This window comes from Rheinheimera sediminis (genome assembly GCF_004005375.1).
Classification (GTDB): Bacteria; Pseudomonadota; Gammaproteobacteria; order Enterobacterales; family Alteromonadaceae; genus Pararheinheimera.
Window position 1 is genome coordinate 47,142 of sequence record NZ_RZUF01000001.1, and the last position, 24,549, is coordinate 71,690.

A 24,549-nucleotide genomic window follows, 5' to 3' on the forward strand; every position below is an offset into this window, starting at 1 on the left:
CCTCTGTTACTGTCGCCCGCCAGGGTAACGAAACTTCAGAAACTTTTGCGCGAAGCTTAGAATTTGAAAGGCTTCTTTTAAGGTTTTACGTTCAAAGGCAGAGAGTTCTTCAGGTTTGACTTTGTTATCTGCCGATCTGCCCGCTTGTAAGGATTTGGCTTGCTGACGAATTCGTACCATAGCTATCACTTCCAGTGCATCAATCAAATCATCAGCCCTGCCCTTGGGTAAAATTCCGGCCGCTTTGACTGCCAATAAACGCTCATAGGTATTGGTTGCAGCGCAGCCAATAGACAAAGCATGCACTCTGACCAAATCGGCCAATGGCGCTGTACCTCTGCGTTTAATATCCAGTGAGTTATTTTGCTGACCATCATTTTCCAGCACAAAATCTTTAAAGAAACCTAAAGGTGGCGTCCGGCTAATGGCGTTGCGCGCCATACAGGCTAAAAAATCCGCATTGGCTTTGACCTGACGCCTGATTTGTTGATTCAGCTGTTCAGCCCAGTGCAACTCACCCCAGACCCCTTCTAAATCAAAAAATATAGCGCTGTTGAGCAATCGCTGCGCATCAGGTTTCTCAATCCAGTCGGTGAAATACTGCTGCCAGACTCGTAGCGGCTGTCGCCATTGGCTATTGGTGGCCATAATATCGCCACTGCAATAGCTGTAACCACAAAGGGCCAGACCATCACAAACAAATTCAGCCAGCGCAGCAAAATAATCCTGATGCAACAGAGGGTCGTAGTCATTGTGCAGCACCAACGCGTTATCCTGATCCGTCACTATCAGTTGTTCATCCCGCGCCATAGAACCCAAGGCCAAAAAACAATAAGGCACAGGCGGTGGCCCCAGGTGCTGCTCTGCCAGCTCAAGCAAACGTTGCTTAAAACTACGGCCTGTCACCGCCATAGCAGCACCAATCATTCTGGAGTTGGCATCTTCATTCACCATGCGGACAAAACAAGAGGCTAATTCAGTGCTCAGGCTTTGTAGCTCAGCTACAGTCTGCTGGCGGAAAATGCTACTGACAATGTACAGGCTGTTTTGCGATTCATAACGGATCACATCAGCAATAGAGATGATACCAAGCACCTTGCCTTGGTCCAGTACGGGCAAATGGTGCACATTGTGCCGCAGCATCACTAACATGGCCTCAAATACAAACTGGTTTGATTCAATACACACCAGCTCTTTCGTCATGATAACGGAAACAGGCTGCTGATAATCCAAACCTGCTGCTATTAGTCTGTTACGTAGATCCCGATCAGTGACTATGCCGACCAGAGCAGCGTCTTTTGACTGGTCCGCCACAATCAGTAAAGAAGACACCGACTCTTGTTGCATCAATTGCGCTGCCTGCTGCACTGTGGCATCTGCGGCTAAAGTCACAGCAGCTCTGCCAATCAACTGGCGAACTTCTGAACTCATTAAATCATTGCTACTTTTGTCGGCAAGAACCCCACTCTTTTTGCGTTGGGTATCACCTATTTCAACATAATCGGCAAAGACTTCATCGGATTGATACAGCAATTCAAAACAGGCCACAGGAATAAAGTAGATCAGGCTGTCTTCTATCGCTGTTGCAGGAAAAATAACAGTTTTATCGCGCAACAAACCTTGCTCAGCAAAAATGCCGCCTTCGCTAAGTCTGTTGTACAACACGCCGTTGCGCCTGTAGGTTTCGACTGCACCGCTGCGAACCAGATGCAGAGCCTGTAACGGCTCACCAAAACGCAATATCGGCGTACCGGCTTTAAAATAACCAATATCTACCTGCAGTGCAGTCTGGTGCAACAAGTCATCCGGCAGCTCTTTAAAAGGGCTGTAGCGCTTTAAGAAATTCAGAATTTCTATTTGTTCTATCTGCATTCGCTTGCCTTCTCCATGAAAGCAGGAGGAGTGATATCCTCCCACTTTGATCATCCTGCGGTTAACTACGAGGCTCTGATCTCAGCCCTATCACAACAGACACACAAGAGGCTAATAACACCAAAGCAAAAGGAAAGCCTGTAGAGACAGCCATGGCTTGTAATGCCACTAAGCCACCGCCCAGCACCAGCGCTATAGCAACCAAGCCTTCGAAGGTGCACCAAAATACCCGCTGCGCCACAGGTACATTCACTTTACCTCCAGCCGCTATGGTATCGATCACCAGTGAGCCTGAATCAGAGGAGGTAACAAAAAACACCACCACCAGCACTATGGCAATAAAGGACGTGATATTGGCCAGTGGTAAAGCCTGCAGCATTTGAAATAACTGCAGTGGCAATTCGGCAGAGACCGCGGCCTGATAACTATCCTGCACTAATTGATGAATAGCAGTAGAACCAAAGACTGTCATCCACAATACACAAGCGAAAGAAGGCACCAGCAGTACTGAAATTAAAAACTCACGCACAGTACGGCCTCTGGATACACGAGCGATAAACATGCCGACAAAAGGCGACCAACTGATCCACCAGGCCCAGTAAAAAGCCGTCCAGCCTTGCAAGAAGTTGGTATCTTCACGGCCGACAGGATTGGCTAGCGCAGGCAAATACTGCAAGTAAGCCCCAAGGTTATCCAACACGCCAGTTAAAATCACCAGCGTTGGCCCAAGCACTATCACAGCTAACAACAATAGTGCCGCCAGAGCCATATTGATTTCAGATAACCGTTTTACGCCAGCATCCAAACCTGCAACTACTGAAACCAAAGCAATCAGCGTAATGACCACCACTAATACGATTTGGGTTGTCTGACCTTCAGGCACACCAAACAACAAATGCAAACCTGCGGCGGCCTGAGCAGACCCCAACCCAAGCGACGTAGCCAAACCAAATAAAGTGGCAAATACAGCGAGAATATCAATGCAATGGCCCGGCCAGCCCCAGACTCGCTCTCCTAACAGGGGGTAAAACACCGAGCGTATCGTCAGCGGCAAACCTTTGTTAAAGGAAAACAGCGCCAAGCCCAGCGCTAAAATGGCGTAAATGGCCCAGGGATGCAGCGCCCAATGGTAAATAGTCGCTGCCATGCCCAAACGTGCAGCTTCGATAGGATCGCCGACAGCACCAGCAAGGGGCGCCCAGTCAGTACGACTACCGTTTTCCAGTGCTGGCCCACTTAAAGCGCTGCTGAAATGGGATAAAGGTTCTGACACGCCATAAAACATCAGGCCTATGCCCATACCGGCGGCAAATAACATCGAAAACCAGCCCAAATAACTGTAATCGGGTGTGGCCTCTGTGCCGCCCAGACGCACTTTACCCAGTGGCGATACAATCAGCGCCAGGCAAAGCAGCACAAAAATATTGGCGACACTGATAAAAAACCAGTCCAGATTGCTGGTCAACCAGCCACGCATAGCTGAAAACACTGGGGCAGTCTGGTTCTGGAATAACAAAGTAATAATGACAAAAGCCACAATACTCAGGCCTGAGATCAAAAATACTCTGTTATGAATATCCAGACCAAAAGGGCCAAGTTTCACCAGTATATTGTCTTGCCCGACCTGATAGTCGGTGTCGATAGCATTGACCCTGCCATCGGGGATCATCGGATCTTTTTGTTCGTTCATTCTGTACCTGCTGTAGTTTTAATGTGCGCCTGCACCGCTCCCCTTTTGAGTGAGCAGTTAGTGCGGATCACGCGGTTAAAATGTCAGGAAAAAGACCGGCTAAAAGTAATAGCCAATGTTGATGTTAAAACGTTGTTCCTCGTCGCTACTGTTTCCGGCCATACTGCCACCGACAAAAGGCTGGTTACGGGCGTGCGCGTAATCCACATAGGTAAAAAGTGAACCTGCAGCAATAGAGAAGCCTGTGACATTCATCAAAGTGCTGCGACTTTGATCGGATTTGTCATACACCAAACTGTAGTTGTTATAAAACTGCAAATCTGTGATAGGGCCCCACTGCACTGGTAAGTCATAGGCCAGGTTGACTGTGGCTGATTTTGCTTCGGCTGCTATCGAGTCATAAAAACCATAAGCCCCAACAGCGACGCGCTCTATGTCATCCAAATCATAATGGTACTGGCTATGTTGCAGTTGTAGCTGCCAGCGCTGATAACGGCTGTTCAGATGCAAGGCAAAAGCCTGATAATCGCCAGCATTGCGAGCACCATGGTGCAACTTGCCGGAAAGCACAGAAAAACCAAGTTCGGTATTTAACTGGCCTTGCGCTACGTGATAACCAAAACGGCTGGCAAAGGTATTGGTTTCAGCCAAGGCCTGAACAGGTTCGCCATAAATATCTTCGGTCGCACCGCGAGCGCCGACTATATCGTAGGAATAGCGGTCGGTTTTATCACCAACATAACCATCTATGCCACCGAGTTCATCGTTTTTGAAAAAGCCGATATCCAACTGCCACTGATCAGAACTCAGCCGTTTAAACAGCAAACCCAAATCGTGGTCATCTTCTAAACCCAAGTAATAATTACTGCTGAAAAAGTAGTTATTTGAGTTGTAAGGCCAATTGCCAAAAGGCACCTGAGTGATCCCCAACTGGGCTTGCCACAGCTCATCCAACTGATAAGCCACATAAGCTTTTTTTACGGCAGTCATGTAATCAAAAAAACGAATTTCGGCATTTAAGCTGACATCCCCTACAGTGCCGCGAAAATCTAACCGAAGCAGGTCGAAGTCAAAATCGCCACCGCGGTTTTTATTGCCTTCATCATAGGAGGTATGGCTGAAATTTGTCCGCACTGCACCACCAACCTCGATGCCGTCTGCCGGTTTTTCATCTACATTTTTTTCAACTGCAACTGGTGCAGCATTTTGCTGATTTTCCGCTGCAGTTTGTTGTTTAGCTTGCTCTGCTAAACGGCTTTCCAAAGCCTCAACCTGAAGTTTAAGTTGCTGTAGCTGTGTCGCTAAGTCCTGCTGAGCATCCGTTGCTGCATAAACAATAGAAGGACAGGCCGCTGCGATAGACAGAGCCAGAAGTGTGGGCTTGACCATTGAATAACCTTTGGTAAGTAGTGAGAAGAAATACCCAAGTACAGAAACAGCTGAGTCAACAACGCTGTTATTGTTTGCTTTAAACAAACATTACTTTGGGCATAGAACGCTTTTATAGGGTAACGCAACACCAAGCTCAGGCCAAATTTCAAGCGGAAAAACGGGATAAATGGGGAGCTCAGCAGGATAGATGGCTAATTAGAGGATTATTATTTATGTTAATTGACTACTGAATTCAAAAAATTCAGTTTTTTCGATACTGTTCACAGAATATGAACCTGGCAACATAAACTGTAAAGTGGGCATTATTAACTCTGACTGACCAGCTAGAGCTGTATCGAAACACCAAGGCAAATGGCAGGTTTTAACAACAGCTGTGATGGCAGAGGTTCAAGCGCTTGGGTAGCCACAGAATTTAGATCAGCAGCTGGCTCTGACTAGTCAGAGCCTTGCCACTAAAGCCTGTTACACCAGCAACCCCCAATCGTCATAAGCCTCTTTAGCCAGTTGTTCCCGAAATTGTGGAGCTGCTATCTCAATTAACGCTCTGGCTCTTTCGGTCAAACTACGCGCCCGCAAATTAGCCACACCAAACTCTGTAACCACATAGTGCACATGAGCCCGGGTGGTGACCACACCAGCACCAGGCGCCAATAAAGAACTGATTCTGGATACTGTGCCGCCAGCTGCTGTGGCTGGTAAAGCAATCACAGAACGCCCGCCTTCAGACAAAGCTGCACCACGGACAAAATCCATTTGGCCACCTACACCGGAATAAATACGGGTTCCCAATGAATCCGCACACACCTGACCGGACAAATCTACCTGCAAAGCGCTATTGATCGCCATCACCTGCGGGTTCTGCCGGATCACAGCAGTGTCATTGGTGTAAGCCACATCTAAAAACACCACTTCAGGGTTGTCATCCACAAAGTCATACAAGGCCTGACTGCCCATCGCAAAAGTAGTGACTATTTTGCCCGGATGTTTTTTCTTATTTCGGTTGGTAAACACACCTTTTTCCAGCAAAGGCAAAACACCATCAGAAAACATTTCGGTATGAATACCTAAATGTTGCCTGTCGCCAAGGCAAGCTAAAGTGGCATCAGGAATAGCCCCTATACCCATTTGCAGGCAATCGCCATCGCGCACCAGGCTGGCGACATGACGGCCTATCTGAGCTGTCACAGGATCAACAACAGCAGGTAAATGCAAAGGAATCGGACTCTCGAGTTCTACATAAGCCGCAAAATCTTTCAGATGCACAAAAGAATCGCCATGAGTACGGGGCATATTCGGATTGATCTGCGCTATGATTTTTTTCGCAGACTGCAAAGCCGCTCTGGTGGCTTCCACTGAAATACCAAGGCTACACAAGCCATGTTTATCCGGCGGCGATACCTGAATAATAGCGGTATCGAGCTTTTGCTCCCCGCTGCGGAATAATTTAGGGATCTCAGATAAAAAAGCTGGTACATAATCCGCCAGACCAGTGTTCACTGCAGGACGACTAGGTCTGCCGACAAAAAACACCCGTTGGCGTAAATGACCTTTGAGCTCAGGAGCACACAAAGCTTCGCTGTGTTCTGTATGCAGGCTAAGTAAGGTCAGATTGTGTTTGTCCAACGCAACACGGGCAAGGCCATTGAGCATGGCGTAGGGAGTGGCCGCCATCGAATGACACCAGATAATTTCATCATTTTGGATTAACGAAAGTGCTTGTTCGGCCGAATAACAACGCATAAAAGTCCTGAGTTATCAATGAAGGATGACTGCAGTCTAGTTGGTTTTTATCAGACAAATACTGATAAGGATCAACAGATGCTCTGTTCTGGTTGTTTTTCTAATACATAAATGTTTACAAACTTTTTTAAAACAACAATTTACACCTTAACATCAATCAATTTACACTTCGCCCGCAAAAAAAACACACAAGGAATTGTAATGAGAAACATATGTAAGTTATTGATGGCACTACCTTTACTTTCTGTTGCTCCTTTGGCTTTAGCTGAAACAACAGGCTTTGCTGTTATTGCGGATCTGGGTTCTGCCCGCCAGTCTGCCGAAGGAGATGCAGGCAATGCAGCTTCAGCTTCTTTAGGCCTGAGCTACCAATTCAGCCCTAACTGGTCTGCCAGCCTGAGCTACATCGACTATGGTAATGCTGATGTTTTTAAATTTTCTGACAGCTTCGGTGATGATATTATTTACCACGCCACTCTATCAGCAGACAGCTCCGGACTGGGTTTGCATGCTCAGTATATGACAGACTCTGTGGCAGGACACTGGTCTTTTGGCGGCCGGGCCGGAGTGGTTCGCTGGGATACAGATATTAAATTAGCCATTGAACAAACCGGAGCAGGCGGAACTGTGGCTTCTGATTCTGGCATTGCGTTCTCTGCCGGCTTAGTCGCTGCTTATAGCATCACAGAACAACTGGATATCACGCTTAGCGCTGACTTTATGCGATACAGCATAGAAATCGAAGACGAAAAAGGTGATATGGACAATAGCCGTTTGGCTCTGGGTCTGAAATACCAGTTCTGATAAGTCCCCTGGAACCCCGGTTCAGACTTTTGAGTCCCTTTGCGGACAAAAACTAAACCGGGTTTTCTTTTCTCAGAGTCGTTCAATCAATAAAGCAATGCCCTGCCCGCCTCCGATACACATGGTGATCAAGCCATAACGCCCTGCCGTTCTTTGTAATTCAGCCAAAGCTTTTACCACTAAAATAGACCCAGTCGCTCCAACTGGATGCCCAAGTGCTATAGCGCCGCCGTTTGGATTTACTTTACTGCAGTCAAACCCCAAAGTTTGACTGACTGCCATCGCCTGTGAAGCAAAAGCTTCGTTGGATTCAATCACGTCTATCTGTTGCAGCGAAAGGCCGGTCTGACTCAATAACTTTTGCACTGCGGGTATAGGCCCAAGCCCCATCAGCGCGGGTTCCACACCAGCAAAACTATAACCTATTAAACGGGCTGCGGCTTTTACACCAAGACGATTGGCTTCACTGACGCTGGTTAACACCAAAGCAGCCGCACCATCATTTAAACCAGAGGCATTACCAGCTGTGACCAGACCGTCTTTTTTAAATACAGCGTTGAGGCGACTTAAACTCTCTTCTGTGGTATCCGGCCTGATATGTTCATCTTGTGTGACCCACAATTCGTTCTGACGGGATTGAAGCACTACAGGTGCAATTTGTTCGTCGAAATAGCCTTGCTGCTTCGCATAAGCTGCACGGCGCTGACTTTCGCAGGCATAAGCGTCCAGCTCACTACGGCTAAAGCCGTATTGAGTCGCAATAGTTTCAGCAGTCATCCCCATATGACCCGAGCCAAAAGGGTCGGACAAAATCCCCAGGGTTAAATCTGTCACTGCAGCATGACCAAGGCGTAAACCTCTGCGCACCGCAGGTAGCAAATAAGCACCATTGCTCATACTTTCAGCGCCACCAGCCAAAGCAATCTGGCTTTGCCCTAGTTGGATCAACTGGGCAGCAGAAATCACGGCTTGCAAGGCAGAGCCACATAATCTGTTGACATTAAATGCAGCACTGGTCACAGGCAAGCCCGAGCTCAGCGCTATATGACGGGCTAAATAGGCATCTGCAGTTGCTGTAGTAATAATATGACCAAAAACCGCATGGTCGATTTGCTCTGCGGCCACACCACTGCGACTGATGGCGGCTTTAGCGGCCACAGTGCCTAACTCTGCAGGACTTAGCGAGGACAAAGCGCCGGCAAAACTGCCAATAGCAGTTCGGGCCGCCGCCAAAATCACAACTTCCGATAACTGCATCATTTACCTCACGGAATTCAAAGGCCGAACAATACAGCAGAGTACCCTGCATTCGCAGTGATCACCAGCCTGTAAAAAAGCCATCCCGGTCTGGATGGCTTGCGTCGCTATGGATTATACCCAAAACCAGCTTTAGTTGATTTTAAACTTTCCCACTAAACCAAAAAGTACATCAGACAACTGCCTTATATCTCCTGATAACTTAGTATTTTCCTTGGCCACATCACCGGCTGCGCTGGCTTGGTCATGCAAAGCATATAAGTTTTTAGTGATTTCTTCCGAAACTACAGCTTGCTCTTCTGTCGCAGCAGCGGTTCGGATTGCCATATCATTCACCTGGACTGAAGACTGCATAATCTGACGAAATACCTGTTCGGCCTGAGCGAAGTTAGCCACTGTTAAGTCGGCGTTATGTTTACCGCTATTGATGGCCTGCGTCGACTCACTTACACGTTTTTGCAGCTGGGCAATAATGTCCTGAATATGATTGGTACTTTGCTGAGTACGGGAGGCTAAGGTTCTGACTTCGTCTGCAACCACAGCAAAACCACGACCTTGTTCACCTGCCCTTGCCGCTTCTATAGCCGCATTGAGTGCCAGTAAATTGGTCTGGTCAGCAATACTGCGGATCACTTCCAACACCGAACTGATAGTACCGGAGCTTTTTTCTAAATCGGCTGAGAACCCCAGGGCAGCATCCACGTCAGCGGTCAACTTGCCCATACTACCCGTGACTTTATCGACCACTTCCAAACCTAACCCTGCACTTTTGCGCGCCTGATCCGATTCGCCAGCTGTCTCTGTTGCCACTTGAGCCATTTCTTTGTTCGCCACCGTCATTTCATGAACAGCGCTGACAATAGAATCAGAAGCGATATTTAACGAGGAGGTAATAGTATTGCTTTTTAGCGCTGAGTCTGACAGCTCTGTCGTTAACTGACTTAACTGACGTGCCTGCTGCAAAATAGCAGCAATCATATTGCACTGATTGGCAATAAAGTGGTTGAACTGACAGGCCAGGTCAGCAAACTCATCTTTGCTGCTAATCTCAAGACGAGCGGTTAAATCACCGTCGCCACTGGCTATCTCGGATAAGCGTTGAGTTAAAGCATTGATTTGTAGAGTCAGAGCTTTCGGCCCCTGGTAACTGAACCAGCCTGAGATCAACAGTAAAATCAGTGTAAAGCTGTAGGTTAGCAGGTTAAAAAATTGGATTTTCTCATGCAGCAGAGCCTGCTCTGATGCTGATAATTCGAGTGCAGCCTCACCCGCCAGATTGAGTATGGCCCGCAACTGGGTAAATTTACGCTGTTCCTCTGATTGCAGCTCATTAAGGTCTGTTTCAGACTGAGTTACCAATAAGCTTTCAGCACTAACCAGCCAACTTTTATAGCTGGTCTCAAAGTCAGTAAATTTAATGCCTATATCAGGGTAGGCTGATAAAAATGCCAGGTATTCAGCGAAACGTTGCTGGACTTGTAACGCGTTTTCGTCAAAGTCCTGACGAGCAGCATCTTGCTCCGTATCCGAACTAACCTGGACATGAGCTAAGGCGACTTTCGCCTGATACAAGTCCCGATCCGCGTTCAGCACTGCAGATACGGCTGGCAGGAAGTTTTCGGCCTCAATTTTTAAAGCGTTTCGTTGTAGTAGGTTCAGATAACTGAACAGAGCTATCACGACCACCACTGTTATTGCCATCAAGGCTGTCGGAATACTACTTTTTACCCTAATACTATTGAAGTTCATACCACACCTGACCATGTATCGACTTTATCATTTATACCATACAATAAAATAGAAAGGTATCACTTTTATCATTTAAGGCATGCAAAATGCTAACCGGCCGCATGTCTGAAGCTAAAGTACAGAGAGTGAGGAGCCAGACTGCAGTAAAATCACTGTCAGTCACAGAAGAAAAGTGCAAAGCTCTTTAAGATAAAACAAAAGATGAACTGGCAAAAGCAACGGAAAACAACTCACTGTGCGGGGCGCTCAGTATCACCAACAGACAAGGCTTAGAACACTAAAACAAGCTGCACCACAGCACAGCTCTGCTTCAATGTGAAATGAACTCTGGTGCGTTCTACACTCATTATTCCGTGCTATCACAGGGATTCAACATTACAATCGATCGGCTGGACCACATAAAGCTAAAGTGTTCATTTCCTGTTCCGTAGCGCTATCATTGCATTCACCAATGATGCGCTCGTACCCCTGCTCAAAACGACTATCGAGTTCAAAATAGCCCTCTTTGCAAAAGGCTTTGGTTTGCATAAATTCGGCCAGTTCTTCGTATAAAGGACCTTCACCAGGTTCCTTATCATAGGGTTCAGCAATGGCCCTGCGAGCTGTTCGACCTTGCATTTGTCGTTCTGTGGCTATGCGCTGCAGCATCACTTTCTGCTCTATGTGCATAGGACGACCTTTGCGGTAGCTAAATTGTTTGCTCTGATCCGGATGCACACAAGCAGTAAAAACTGCAGGAGCGTCAGAACGTCTGTGATAGGTTGACGAACATCCCATCAGCAACAGAGCTGCGCCTGTGCAGAGTATCCAATACCTTGTTTTCACCTGACTATTTTCCTCGTATCAAGCTGTTTTACCAGCTTAAAGTTTACAACCTGAGACACCAGACTCAGGATAAAGCATTAGGTTCCTTCTAAGATAAAATTTTACTGACTGGCAGCACTATCTTCCAATTGACAATAAATAGCCTTGTAGCTGGCAAAATGTAAAACAATAGTCCGAAAACATGCTTAACAGAGAAGCGCAGCTATACTGGCCTGACGCTGTGTTAATCATCGAAATCCCCCATTGCAGCACTGTTTTCCTGTTGCCTTTTGTTACCTTAATGACACAACTCACTCTGCTACTGCCCCCAAAGCTAAAAATGAAGAAACGAGCCTTACTTTCAATTCAAGCAAGAAACCCAATCAAGCAAAAAACCGGATGGCTTCAGCTGAATTTGCCCTGAATTTATGTTTATTTTTTTCGCTTTTTTATCTAACCAGCGGAACCAAGCCACTTTGAGTGAGGTCAGAGCACAGGAATGAGAACTCCTCCCGGAGTGAGAGAAGTAGTACACCACCAGGGACCATTACTAAAAAGCGCTAAACCGGAGCTCAACCCATGATGACAAGTATCCGTAACCGTATTTTGGCTTTTTTAGATCTGGCACACTGCCAGTACAAAATTGAAGGTAACACCATCACGACCTCTAATGCAGTATTAGCTTTTACTGCACATCATTTATCTATTTTGCGCGAAGGCAAACCAGAACGTTTAATGCCTTATGAGAAGCTGAATATGGATAAGATCCTGTTTTTGCTGACAACTCAGTCGGATAAAAACCCGGCGCACTGAACGCTCAGTTCACCACAACAGCTTGTTGTGGTGCTGCAGGCACAAGATGCTCGCGGATAAACTGCTTGAGTTGCCATGCCGCCTGTTCAGGTATGGCCTGAAGTAAAAAATGCGGGGCATCCAATCTGACAAGTTGCATTTTAGGCTGCAGCTGCTGTAGTGTTTTTGCATTAAAAGCCCAGATCAGTCGGTCATGCCTGGCTTGCAGGTACAACAAAGGCAAGGTCAAACCAGCAAATTCAGCCAGTACATCCACCTCTAATGTTTGTTTTGCCCTGTGCTTAATCACTTGTTCTGGCACTATGGTGAGCGCATTGCCCATTAAAGTGGATAACTCTGGACTGGCATAACGCCCTTGCAACCATAAGGCTGTCCAGTGATGGACCAGTTCATTCCATGGTAATTTGTCTACAGCACCCACCAATCCTTTGATCACAGGCAGCGGATTGCGGCCAAAAGTACAGCAGAGTACCAGACCTTTCAGACTGGGTAGCTTTTCTGCTGCCAGCACTATGCCAAGTGGACCGGAAAAAGATTCAGCTAACAGCACAAAGGGAGACTTTGGCAGCTGCGGGCGGATATACTCCAGCAACTCTGTATAACCCCATAACTGATCCAAAGGATAAGCTATTACCTGTAACTCGAACTCAGGTGCCAGTTGATCAGCCAGTTGCTGGTACAAAGTGCCAGTACCGTCTAGGCCCGGCAATAGCACGATCTTCAGTTGGGTTTTGATAGTCATAAGTCCCTTCCCGCTCTGATAACCCAGTATTTCATTCTAACCTTAGCAGATGACAAAGTGCTGACAGACGCCATGAACCAGTTCAAAGTTAATAATTTGTCACATTTTTCTACTGTTAGTCCGGCTTTGCCATTGATATGCTGGACATCAACTGATATTCCGCCATTTTACAAGGACAGATCATGCTCAGGATTTCTGCAGATCAAATAGAAAAAAGTTACAGCACAGTCAAAGCTGTAAATGGTATTAGCTTTGAGGTTCAGTCAGGCCAGATCTTTGCACTGCTTGGCCCTAACGGTGCAGGTAAATCCTCACTGATCCGTATGCTTGTGGGATTAACCCGACCCGATGCCGGCGAAATAAGCATTGAATACAAAGGAGAAAAACTCAGCACATTGCCACAGCGCTGCTACGGCTATTTACCAGAAGACAGAGGCTTGTATCTGGACAGAACTGTACGGCAAAACCTTAGCTACATTGGTAAATTACGCGGTATGAGTGCGACAGACATCAGCGAGGCTTTATTATATTGGTGTACCCGACTTGATGTACTAGAAAAAATGGATGACAACCTGACGAAATTATCCAAAGGGAATCAGCAAAAAGTCCAGTTGATCAGCTGTGTGATGCACAAACCTGATTTGTTAATATTGGATGAACCGTTTTCAGGGCTGGATCCAGTCAATCAGGAACATGTGCTATCTATCCTGACCGAATTAAAACAAGGTGGTACTACTGTGATTTTAAGCGCACATCAGATGGCGCTGATTGAACGTTTAGCTGATCAGATGTTGCTATTGAACAAAGGAAAGTTGGTCGCTCAGGGCAGCCTGTCCGAAGTCAGCAGGCAACTGGATCCACAACAATGGTTTGAAGTGAGCTTTGCGCAGCAACCGCAAACTGAGGCATTGCAGCTTTTATCTGCAATAGCAGCAACAAAGCTCATCGATGATCACAAATTTCAGCTGACATTAGCGCCAGGCTCCAGCGTCAGTCAATTACTACAGCAGTTGAGCTCTGTGGCGGAGCTGACAGATTTCAGCCGTATTCAGCCCAGTTTGCATCAGCTTTATCTGGCCGCAGTACAGCAACACAATCAACAAACCACAGCAGATGCAGAAGGAGTTGCAGCATGAACTTATGGACCATAGCTGTCTTTGAATTTCAACGATACTTTAAATGGAAACAAGAGCTGATCACTGTCGCTATAATGGCGGCCTTTTTAGTGTTTTCTGCCTTCTGGCCAGTAGTAAAAACCTGGCTGGATAATGATTATAAAATAGCATTGGTCAGTCAGGTGGCAGCACCTAAGGTCAGTGGTTACAGTTTTAGCCAGATCCCCGCTGACTCAGTGGCCACAGCGCTTGCCGGTGTAGGGGATGTTTGGGACTTAGTGGTGCAGGTACAAGACAATAAGCTGCTTATGACAGCAGAATTTAGTGCCAGCTGGCAGGAAAAATTGGGGCCTGAGCTGCAGAACTGGTTACAAAAACAACGTATTAGTGAATTGCCTCTGAGCGCTGAGCAGAAAAAAGTCGTAGATCAATTGCCTGACACAGAACTGGTTTTTCTGAAAAAGGACTCTGTACAACAGAATAAAGAGCAAAAACTGGTCAGTGGTGGTTTGTTGCTGCTGATGATAATAGGGGTATTTTCAGGTTTTGGTTTTATGTTTACCGCCATCACCACTGAAAAACAGCAACGAGTGACTGAACAATTACTAACGCTGATCAGCACAAAAGAGTGGATTGACGGCAAAATTTTGGGTATTTCATTATTTTGTTTAAAAAGTATGGTCACTACTGGTTTATTTTTTTACATCATGTTGCAAGCCATTTCTATGATGAAAGGCAAAGGTATGTTTGTATTGCCTATCAGCGTTGCAGAGTTGGCTAGCGCTCTTATTTTTGTCAGTTTAGGCTTGTTGTTAATCAACAGTTTTATGGCGGGTTTCGCTGCAACTATTGACGACCCCAACCATTCCAGCCGTTCGATCATTATGTTTTTACCCAGCGTACCTCTGGGTATAGTGTACAGCGCTATGGATAATGCAGAAGGCAGCTTGATGCATATTCTCAGCCTGTTTCCTCTGACCTCTTTCGCTGCAATGCCGATGCGGATGGCAACAGTCTCAGTGCCTTGGTGGGAGTGGGTTCTGTCCTTAGTTTTGCTGATTGCCTGTCTGTTTTGGTTGAAAAATGCCGCCAGTAGAGTCTTTGAACTAGGCATTCGTATGTATGGAAAAGAGCCCGAATGGTCCTTGCTTTTAAAAACTTTTTTATTTGCCCGGGTGAAGCATTAGTCTACACAATTGGTCTGTTAAACGTTTGAAAACGCACTGAACTCTCTGTGGCTGTTATACTCTTAAAGCCAAGCCGGACCTCGATGGTCCGGCATTAACACAAAGGACAGTTCGCATTTTGTTGTACAGGACTCTGCTCATTCTTACGCTACTTGCCGCCTCTGCCGCCGCAGCACATCCCCAAATTGAACTCAAGGGCGTTTCAGGTTCCCTTGCGCAGAACATCGAACTTTATCTGGACCGGCTACCGGCTAAAAATAACCTGGGCTCCAGACGCTTTCAAAACAAAGTGATTGAAGATGTCAAACTTGCAGCCCGGGCTGTAGGTTATTATCGTATGAACATCGAGCCCAGCCTGGTTGGTAAAGCTAACAAACAAAAATTGCGGTTAACCATTAAGCCTGGCGAAGCCTTGCGCTTAAAATCTGTCAAAGTAGAAATCTTAGGTGAGGCATCGACTGATGCTGAATTTATCCAATTAGTAAAAAAAGTTGGACCCAAGGTAAATCACAGAGTGCACCATGGCCGCTATGAAGAAATTAAAAACCAGTTGAACTCTTTGGCGCTTCGACGTGGCTATTTTCAAGCGAAATTTGTAAAACAAGAACTCTCAGTTGCACCGCGTCTATTGCAGGGCTTTATCCATATTCAATTTGATTCTGGCCCACGTTATCACTTTGGGGAAGTCGCGTTTGAAGGCAGCCAAATTCGTAATGAACGCCTTCGTTCTTTACTGCCTTTCAAACCAGGCGAACCTTATCTGTCGAGTCAGTTGGGCGAACTGAATCAACGACTGGCAGAAAGTAACTGGTTTCGCAGTATAGATGTCACTGTAGATGAACCAGAAAACTCCGAACAGCAACTGGCGGTCACTGTTAAAGTAGAACCACAAATTCGTAACACAGTAGAAACTGGTGTGGGTTACTCCACCGATTTAGGTCCACGCGTCAAGCTGAACTGGAACAAACCCTGGCTGAATGACAGAGGCCATAGTTTTAACAGCAAAATGGCGTTATCTGGTCCTGAGCAAACGGTTGAAGCTGGCTACAAATGGCCAAAGAAAAACGTCAGTAACGACTTTTACAAACTGAACTTTGGTATAAAAAATAAAGATCTGGAAGATACCCGCAGCCAAGAGTACAACACAGCGCTGGAACGACACTGGTTGTTGGCAGACGACTGGTACAGAACAGTATCTCTGCGCTGGTTGTACGAAGATTACAAGCAAGGACTGGATTCTGGCAGTGCCAATCTGATTATGCCTGGTATCAGTTTTAGTCGCAGTTGGGACAGTGGCGGCAGCATGCCATCCGAAGCAAGCCGCTACTTGATTAATACTGAAGTGTCAGATCCTATATGGGGTTCAGACAGCAGCTTTGTGCGGATACGCAGCAGAGTTGGCTGGATAGGTTCCATTTCTGAAGACCATCGTTATCTGGTACGTTTTGATGCAGGAGCCATACTCAGGGAAACCCTTACCGAACTGCCGCCTTCATTACGCTTTTTTGCCGGTGGTGATAACAGCATCCGAGGTTATTCCTACGAGTCTATTTCTCCTGTCGATGCCGATAACAACCTCTTGGGCGCCCGTTACCTGGCCACTGCAGCACTGGAATACCAGTATAGAGTATCGGGTAACTGGTGGGCAGCCGCATTTTTTGACGCAGGCAGCGCCTGGAATGATAAAGCTGAGATTTACCGGGGTGTAGGTTTAGGTGTGCGTTGGGCCTCCCCTGTTGGCCCTATTCGTATTGATGTGGCCTGGGGATTGGATCTGCCCTCCAATCAGGCCTTGCAGTTGCATTTTAGCTTGGGGCCTGAGTTATGAGCGAAAAGAAGAATACAGGATCTGATGTACAGAACGTCAGTTCAGCTTTTAGTGTTAAAAAATTCTTTTTAGCCTGTTTTTTAATGCTGTTGTTATGTCTTATTGCGTTGTTTTATACCAACAAACCCCTGCAACTCCTACTCAAACTAGTACCAGAGCATAGCCCGGTTCAAGTGAGCCAGATCAGCGGCACTCTGGCGGAAGGTTTTACGCTGACTGATTTACAATTTGCACAAAACGGCATTGAACTCAGGGTTAACACTCTGACGGCGAAAGTGAGCTGGTATTGTTTAGGCCGCCTCGAGGTTTGTATAGATAAAGCCACAGTGCAAGGTGTGCATCTTGTGCTCAGTCCGGCTGCTGAACCCGAAGCACAATCGGAAGATAGCCTACTGGAATTACCCAAAGTCAGTGTTAGCCAGTTGCACGTCAGTGATCTGAGCTTGCTACAAGGTGATCTGCAACTTAGCCTGAAAAATTTCAGCACAGAGCTGAAACTAGGTGGTCAGCAGATATCGCTTGGGGACACCTTGCTGGAGCAATTCCAACTGCAGTTGCCAGAAACGTCTGAGCCAACACGCGCAACTGCCAGCACGCAAGCCTGGTGGCATTATCAGGTGCCAGAACTTCAGCGTATTGAATTGCCTTTATGGCTCAGTGTAAAAAAACTTACTCTGTTGCAACCTAAAGTCAGTGGTGTTCAACAATTCTCAGCAGAGCAGCTTAGTTTTTCACTGCAAGCCACCCCTGATCAGTTTGAATTAACAGCGCTGCAACTGACCGGACTGGAAACCAGCCAGCCCGACTTGCAAGGCTATGTTTTCAATGCCGAAGCACAACTCAGCCTGACCAACGCCAGTCCTTTTACACTGCAGGGTTTTATCAAAGCAGACAGTGGCTCATTAGTGCTGGACAGCAGCATTGCAGGTTCACTTAAAGAGTTACAACTCAAGCTCGCGTTAACTGGCGCACAACAAGCCACAGCACAGCTAGAAGTTGCACCGCTAAGCATCGGATTACCACTGTCACTGCAACTGAACGCCAGCAATTTGCAGTGGCCACTGCAAGGCGATGCCTTATACAAATTACATTCAGTGGCTTTAGATGCAAAAGGCTCATTAGCAGAGCTGCGACTTTCAGTGCAAAGCCAGCAGCAATTGCCACAACTGCCAGACAGCAAGCTACAACTGACAGCGTTATGGCAGGCGCCACTATTAAGTTGGTCAAGCCTGACACTCACCTCTTCTTTGGGCTCAGTCAGCAGTGCCGGAACTTTGGATTTAACTAAAGACTTAGCCCTTGACGCTACCTTGGCACTGGACAAACTGCAACTAGACCCCTGGCTAAAAGAGTATCCTGGCCAAGTCAGTGGTGATGTCGCGCTCAAAGCCAGTTACCACCAGCAGCAGTGGCAACTAAACTTGCCTACTTTAGCTATTCAGGGCCAGGTGCGTCAGCAACCATTGTCTTTGTCCGGTCAACTGGCCGCCAAAGGAAAAGCCTTATCTGTGGAAACACTCAGCAGCAAAACGCTGATACTGCAACATGGCAACAACAGCATCAAAGCCGAAGGTGAAGTGACGGATCAATGGAAAATGCAGTTTTCTGTCACAGCACCAGATCTGGCAAGTTCAATTGTTGGCGCTCAGGGCAGCCTGACTGCAGAAGCGAAGGTCACAGGGCCACAACAGCACCCTGCTGTAGATATCAAATTACTGGCTGAAAAGCTGCGCTATAAAAAATTGCTGCGTCTGCAGAGCATGAGTCTGAATGCGCAAATCAACAGCAATAACCTGGATCATCAACTCGAACTGACCCTGGGTAAAGGCATACTGTCAGGCCAGACCTTAAACTCTGCCCAAGTCTTAATGACAGGCAATAAAAACAGCAGTGATCTGGTGCTGCAACTGGATGCTACTGACTACAAAGCCCAACTACAGGCAGCAGCCACTGCTAAACCTAAACAGCAGTGGCAGATCAGCCTACAGCAAGCTCAGTTGCAAACCCCTGTAGGTCACTGGGCTTTGGTCGACTCCCTTCTAATAGCACTGGATTGGCCTAAACAACAACTGGCGTTACCTGCGCATTGCTGGACTTCTGAACCTGGCCAGCTTTGCCTGGAAAAATCAAGCAAAATAAGTACTAGCCAAGGCGATTTATCAGTCAGACTACAGCAGTTTCAACTCGCACTGTTAGAGCCTTTTATTGGTGAATCCCAGCAACTAGCGGGTGAAGCAAGTGCAGATCTGAAACTGAACTGGGGTAAAAAACAAGGCTTAAATGCATCAGTGAAGCTCACAGGCACAGCTGGCCGTTGGCAACAAACCGATGTGAATCCGTTGCAACTGCCGTGGCAAAGTTGGCATGCAGCCTTGCAACTGACGCCAAAAAAGCTATCCAGCGATTGGCACATGCAGTTTAGTGAAGAGCGTTCTCTTCAAGGCTCGGCTTCATTACCGGATTTAAGTGCAAAGGATAAAAAACTTGAAGCAGAACTCACCTTAAGCCGACTGGATTTAAGCTTTTTACGGACTTTGTTACCAGAGCAAAGCGAATTTGTCGCCAGCTTAAACGGTCAGGTTCGTGCCAGCGGTACGCTGAACCGACCTTTGTTATCAGGTCAGCTGACCGTCAGTGAGGTAAGACTGCATGGCATTAATGCGCCACTGGACATAGAGCAAGGCAGCATGCGGCTGGATTTTTTACAGCAAAAGGCCATATTGACCGCTGATATTCAAAGTGGTGAAGGCAAAGCCCAGTTGTCAGGCTATGCCGATTGGTTTGACTTAAAAAACTATCAGGCCCGGCTTGCTTTAACTGGCCAGGCATTACCACTGAACTTGTCGCAAGGTGTGGTGTATATCAATCCAGAAGTGACAGTACTGGCGCAAAATCAGGTGGTTGCGGTACAAGGCACAGTACAGATCCCACGTGCTGATCTGGCCATAGATGACTTACCGCAAAATGCTGTACAGGTTTCAGATGACGAAATTTTGCTGAATAAAGAGCTGGAAGTCCGCCGTGGTGCTGTCACCAGTCCTATTAAATTAGTCACTGAAATGCGTTTGATTTTAGGGGATGAGGTAAAGTTGCAAGCTTTTGGCTTAAAAAGCAGACTCAAAGGCCAGTTGCTGTTTAGTCAGAATAAGCAGCAACAACGCTTAAGAGGTGAAGTGAATATTCTGGACGGTACTTTCCGTTCTTACGGACAGGATTTACTGATCCGCAAAGGCAAGCTGACCTTTAACGGCCCTGTTGATCAACCCTTTTTAAACATTGAAGCCATTCGTAACCCCTCTTCCACTGAAGATGACGTCATAGCAGGGATCAGAGTCAACGGCCCTGCCGATCAAGCCTCTGTGGTAATTTTTTCTGAGCCTTCCAAACCTCAGGCCAACGCCTTGTCTTATCTTTTAATGGGCAGGGACTTATCAGGCAGCGGCGACAGCAAAAGTAACCCACTAACCAGCGGTTTAATTGGCCTTGGTATTGCCAATAGCAATGGTATGGTCAGCCAGTTAGGCCAGGCATTAGGATTTGAACAATTTACACTCGATACTGCTGGCACAGGCGATGACTCACAAGTGACCGTCAGTGGCTATTTATCACCCAAGCTTCAACTGAAATATGGTATGGGCATTTTTAACTCTCTGGGCGAATTCACCCTACGCTACGAGCTAATGAAAAATCTGTACCTGGAAGCTGTTCAAGGTTTAGACAGTGCTGTGGATGTACTTTACAAGTTTGAGTTTGATTAGGGCCTGTTGACGTTTCAGGCAGCTCATCTGCGGCTTTGTTATGTTACAAGCCCGCAGTAATGCTTACTCAGTGCCCTCTGACTGCCTCTTTGTTCATCTCTTGTTACAAGCTTAGGTTTTGCCGGACGCGCCTAATGTGGTTTACTTGTCAGTGAATCAGAACCACACTAGGGACAGACTATGTTTAAACCTCGTTACCTTGCGCTATTTTGTGCACTCGCCAGCACCTCTGTATTGGCATCTGAGGGCACAGCCTTGCTGCGCCAGCCTGATATTTCGGCAGAAGCCCTGACTTTTGTTTACGGTGGTGACATCTGGATCAGCGATAAAAATGGGCAAAACCCTCGTCAGTTGACCAGCCATCCGGCCAGCGAATTTGCGCCTAAATTTTCACCTGACGGCAAGTGGATCGCGTTCTCTGCCAGTTACGATAACAATACTGATGTGTATTTGATGCCAGCAAGCGGCGGAGCGGCCACCCGACTTACCTTCCATCCGGGCGCGGATACAGTGAATGGCTGGAGCCCTGATGGCAACAGTGTTATTTTTGCATCCAACCGCGAGATAGCCAATAGCCGCAGCAATCAGCTGTATACTGTGCCTGTCACAGGTGGTTTTGAGCACAAGCTGATGGAAGCCGTTGCCTTTGAAGGCGACTTGCATGCCGATGGTAAGAAACTGGTCTACAGGCCTAACAATATGGCCTACAGTGGCCCTAGTGGCTGGCGTTTGCATCGTGGTGGCAGCACGCCTCCGGTGTGGATCATCGATTTAGAAAAACAGCAGCTGGAAAAAATCCCTCATCCTAATGCCAATGAATTTAGCCCGTTCTGGCTCGGCGACAATGTGTATTTCCTGTCTGATCGCGACAATACTGCGGTGAATCTGTTTCGCTACAGTGAGAAAAAAGTGGAACAGCTGACTAAGAACACCGATTGGGACCTGCGCAGTGCAGCAGGCTATAACAATCAAATAGTGTATGAAGCTGGCGGCTTTTTACATAGCTATGACATCAGCAGCGGTCAAAGCACACCTATCCCAGTTCATATTCAAAGCCAATCCGTGCAAAAACGTCCGCAGTGGAAGGATGCCAGCAAAACGCTGACGAATGCCCGTTTGTCTGCCACAGGTCAACGTGTTGTCATCAGCGCCCGCGGTGATGTGTTTACTGTGCCAGTAAAAGATGGCAGTACCCGCAATCTGACCCAAAGCAGCGGTATCAGGGAATTCGATGGTTTATGGAGCCCGGATGGTCGTTTTGTGGCTTTTATTTCAGATGTAACTAATAAACATCATTTAGTACTGCAGGCTCAGGATGGTTTAAGTAAAGCTGAATCCTTTGTGTTGTCTGATACAGGTTATTTTAACCTGCTGAGCTTTTCACCTGACGGTAAGCTGATTGCCTACCATGACAATCATCTGAACCTTTATGTCTTTGATCTGAACACCAAAAGCAGCAGAAAAGTGGACAACTCTGAACGCCGTACCGAGTTTAAAGTCTCCTTTTCACCCGACAGTCGTTATCTGGCTTATACAGTTTCAGCTGCAAATTATTTTAGCCAAATCAAACTCTTTGATTTTCAAAATAACAAAAGCACTCTGATCACTGACGGCATGAGTCAGACTGATGATCCTGTATTCACTCAGGATTATCTGTATTTTACCGCCTCGGTTAATACAGGTCCTGCTCAGGTTGGATTGGATTTATCCACCCGTGAACGCCCAGTACGTAAAGCCCTTTATGCTTATGTTCTGTCCGCTGAAGGCAAATCCCCGCTATTAGCAAAAACAGGGGATGAACCATTAAAGAGCACTGAGAAAGACGACACAAAAGATAAAAAAGACGATAAAGCCGTAAAAGCAGTTCGTATTGATCTGGACTCACTGCAAAACCGCATTGTCGCCCTGCCCCTGCCTGAGCGTAACTATGACAGCTTAGGTGTAGCAAGCGATGGCGCTTTGTTTTATCTAGAGCGGCCACAAGCAGGAGCCAGCAATGAACTGCCTGGCAGCAACGGCCAGAACAACGGCACTTTGTATCGTTTTGACTTTGAAGAAAAAAAGTCAGCAAGCATCAAAGAGGGCCTAGCCGGCTATAACCTGAGTAACGATGGTAAAAAATTGCTTTTGATCAGTATGCCAAACAGCTTGCAAGTGGCTGATGCCAAAGAGAAACTGGATGCAAAAGCTGTCAATCTGGCGGATGTACGCAGCTTTGTTGACCCACAACAGGAATGGCAGCAAATATTCAACGATGCTTGGCGTATGCAAAAAGACTATTTCTATGACGCAAAACTGCATGGCGTGGACTGGCAGGCTGTTTATGCTAAATACCAGCCGCTACTGAAAGATGTGCAACGCCGTGAAGATTTAAACGAGCTGCTGGTGGAGATGATTGCAGAGTTGCAAGTCGGCCATAACAGGATTGGTGGTGGTGATGTGCATCAGGAAACCCCAAGTAAAGCTGGTTTGTTAGGTGCTGATTTTGTCATTAACGATGGCAAGTATCAGTTTAAAACTGTGTTTGAAGGCGATCGCTGGAGTCCATTTTTAAAGGCACCATTAAATGTGCCAGGAGCGAGCGCCAAAGCCGGTGATTACCTTTTAGCCATCAATGGCCGTGAATTGACTGAACAGCAGAATATTTACGCCTTTCTGGATAACACGCTGGGCAAACAAGTTGTGCTAACCATCGCAGACAATGCCAGTGGCAAAAATAGCCGTTCTATTACCGTTGAACCGGTAGCAAACGAAAGTCAGCTACGTTTGTGGCATTGGGTGGAAAAAAACCGGCAACTCGTTGAAAAACAAAGCGATGGAAAAATCGCTTATGTGTATTTGCCGAATACAGCAGAGGGTGGATTTTATTTCTTTAACCGTATGTTCTTTGCTCAGACTGACAAAGCAGCCGTCATTATTGATGAACGCAAAAACGGTGGCGGTCAGGCGGCAAACTATATCACTGAAATTTTAGGCCGCCCTTTCCTGTCCGGCTGGAAAGATCGGGATGGTTTAGTCTTCACTACACCTGGTGCTGGTATTTATGGTCCAAAAACCATGCTGATTGATCAGGATGCAGGTTCAGGGGGGGATTTCCTGCCATGGGCTTTTAAACGTCTGGGTTTAGGTAAAACCATCGGAACCCGCACCTGGGGGGGCTTAATCGGCATCTCCACCAACCCTGATATGATTGATGGCGGCTTCCACGTCGTTCCTTTCTTCCGTTTTTATACACCTGATGGCGAATGGCGTGTAGAAAACGAAGGCGTTGCTGCAGATATCGAAGTGGAATTAGACCCTGTTGCAGTGAACAAAGGCCGTGATGTACAGCTGGAGCGGGCTATAGCTCACACTTTAGCAGAACTCAAAGCCAATCCGCCTGAAGATCATCGTCAGGCTCCTGCTATGCCCACTCAGTTGGGAAAATAAACGCCTCTCTGTAGTTTATCGCAGGCTTTAAAAATCGCTGCTTGTCAGCGATTTTTTTATCTACAACAAAAAACTCATGATAGCGGATAGGGTACATAAAAAAATGCCCGGCTGATAAGGCCGGGCCAGAACGTGGTCTTTGGATGGGCAAAGACTTCGGAGTCAGACAACAACAGCAGAACAGTTGTTGTCATAGGGTCACTACAAGTAACAGAGCGTTTATCCGCCTACGAAATCAAGTCGCCTTCCTGGCAGGGTGCAGACTTCCCACTTGATTGCATACTTTGCAAATGATAACCGTTCGCATTACGAAGTTAATCATAACAGCTTTATTCAGCACCGCAACTGTTTTTTCACATTTAATTTTCG

15 protein-coding genes are annotated in these 24,549 nt (G+C 46.9%); 7 read left to right on the forward strand and 8 right to left on the reverse strand.

The window, feature by feature from the left end; translation table 11 throughout:
• Positions 1 to 6: 6 nt before the first annotated feature.
• The 4 genes from EMM73_RS00200 to EMM73_RS00215 form a co-directional block, all read right to left on the reverse strand.
• Positions 7 to 1,872 (reverse strand): putative nucleotidyltransferase substrate binding domain-containing protein, encoded by a 1,866-nt coding sequence (locus tag EMM73_RS00200; protein ID WP_127684445.1) that lies wholly within the window; start codon positions 1,870 to 1,872, stop codon positions 7 to 9.
• Between the two features lie 61 nt (positions 1,873 to 1,933).
• On the reverse strand, positions 1,934 to 3,562 hold the full coding sequence (locus EMM73_RS00205) for a BCCT family transporter (protein ID WP_127684446.1): 1,629 nt from the start codon (positions 3,560 to 3,562) through the stop codon (positions 1,934 to 1,936).
• 99 nt (positions 3,563 to 3,661) lie between these two features.
• Positions 3,662 to 4,951, reverse strand: a complete 1,290-nt coding sequence (locus EMM73_RS00210) for a porin family protein (RefSeq protein ID WP_127684447.1) — start codon at positions 4,949 to 4,951, stop codon at positions 3,662 to 3,664.
• A 465-nt stretch (positions 4,952 to 5,416) separates the two neighbouring features.
• The gene (locus EMM73_RS00215; RefSeq protein ID WP_127684448.1) at positions 5,417 to 6,694 is read right to left on the reverse strand and encodes an acetyl-CoA hydrolase/transferase family protein; all 1,278 of its coding nucleotides are present in this window, start codon (positions 6,692 to 6,694) and stop codon (positions 5,417 to 5,419) included.
• Positions 6,695 to 6,895: 201 nt separating this feature from the next.
• On the opposite strand from EMM73_RS00215, the gene EMM73_RS00220 reads away from it, so the two are divergent.
• Positions 6,896 to 7,498 (forward strand): outer membrane beta-barrel protein, encoded by a 603-nt coding sequence (locus EMM73_RS00220; protein WP_186435074.1) that lies wholly within the window; start codon positions 6,896 to 6,898, stop codon positions 7,496 to 7,498.
• Between the two features lie 72 nt (positions 7,499 to 7,570).
• On the opposite strand, the gene bktB is transcribed toward EMM73_RS00220, so the two are convergent.
• The 3 genes from bktB to EMM73_RS00235 all read right to left on the reverse strand — a co-directional run bounded on the left by bktB (position 7,571) and on the right by EMM73_RS00235 (position 11,329).
• A complete protein-coding gene (gene bktB / locus EMM73_RS00225) occupies positions 7,571 to 8,755 on the reverse strand; it encodes a beta-ketothiolase BktB (protein WP_127684450.1) in 1,185 nt (394 codons plus the stop codon).
• Positions 8,756 to 8,887: 132 nt separating this feature from the next.
• On the reverse strand, positions 8,888 to 10,504 hold the full coding sequence (locus tag EMM73_RS00230; RefSeq protein ID WP_127684451.1) for a methyl-accepting chemotaxis protein: 1,617 nt from the start codon (positions 10,502 to 10,504) through the stop codon (positions 8,888 to 8,890).
• Positions 10,505 to 10,879: 375 nt separating this feature from the next.
• Positions 10,880 to 11,329: a hypothetical protein gene (locus EMM73_RS00235; protein WP_127684452.1), complete on the reverse strand. Its 450-nt coding sequence runs from the start codon at positions 11,327 to 11,329 to the stop codon at positions 10,880 to 10,882.
• 558 nt (positions 11,330 to 11,887) lie between these two features.
• On the opposite strand from EMM73_RS00235, the gene EMM73_RS00240 reads away from it, so the two are divergent.
• Positions 11,888 to 12,121, forward strand: a complete 234-nt coding sequence (locus EMM73_RS00240; RefSeq protein ID WP_127684453.1) for a hypothetical protein — start codon at positions 11,888 to 11,890, stop codon at positions 12,119 to 12,121.
• Positions 12,122 to 12,125: 4 nt separating this feature from the next.
• On the opposite strand, the gene EMM73_RS00245 is transcribed toward EMM73_RS00240, so the two are convergent.
• Positions 12,126 to 12,863, reverse strand: coding sequence for an alpha/beta fold hydrolase (locus EMM73_RS00245; RefSeq protein ID WP_127684454.1), 738 nt, complete (start codon positions 12,861 to 12,863; stop codon positions 12,126 to 12,128).
• 182 nt (positions 12,864 to 13,045) lie between these two features.
• Between EMM73_RS00245 and EMM73_RS00250 the strand changes: the two genes are divergently transcribed.
• The 5 genes from EMM73_RS00250 to EMM73_RS00270 all read left to right on the forward strand — a co-directional run bounded on the left by EMM73_RS00250 (position 13,046) and on the right by EMM73_RS00270 (position 24,180).
• Positions 13,046 to 13,999, forward strand: a complete 954-nt coding sequence (locus tag EMM73_RS00250) for an ABC transporter ATP-binding protein (protein WP_127684455.1) — start codon at positions 13,046 to 13,048, stop codon at positions 13,997 to 13,999.
• A complete protein-coding gene (locus EMM73_RS00255; RefSeq protein ID WP_127684456.1) occupies positions 13,996 to 15,165 on the forward strand; it encodes an ABC transporter permease in 1,170 nt (389 codons plus the stop codon). Before EMM73_RS00250 ends, EMM73_RS00255 begins: the two co-directional genes overlap by 4 nt.
• Positions 15,166 to 15,283: 118 nt before the next feature.
• Positions 15,284 to 16,993: an autotransporter assembly complex protein TamA gene (tamA, locus tag EMM73_RS00260; RefSeq protein ID WP_186435075.1), complete on the forward strand. Its 1,710-nt coding sequence runs from the start codon at positions 15,284 to 15,286 to the stop codon at positions 16,991 to 16,993.
• Entirely contained in the window at positions 16,990 to 20,751 is a 3,762-nt protein-coding gene (gene tamB / locus EMM73_RS00265; RefSeq protein ID WP_127684457.1) for an autotransporter assembly complex protein TamB, read from the forward strand. The genes tamA and tamB overlap by 4 nt, the downstream gene beginning before the upstream one ends.
• Positions 20,752 to 20,931: 180 nt before the next feature.
• Positions 20,932 to 24,180 carry a S41 family peptidase gene (locus EMM73_RS00270; RefSeq protein ID WP_127684458.1) on the forward strand — a complete coding sequence of 1,083 codons (3,249 nt, stop codon included), beginning with the start codon at positions 20,932 to 20,934 and terminating at the stop codon, positions 24,178 to 24,180.
• Positions 24,181 to 24,549 lie beyond the last annotated feature (369 nt).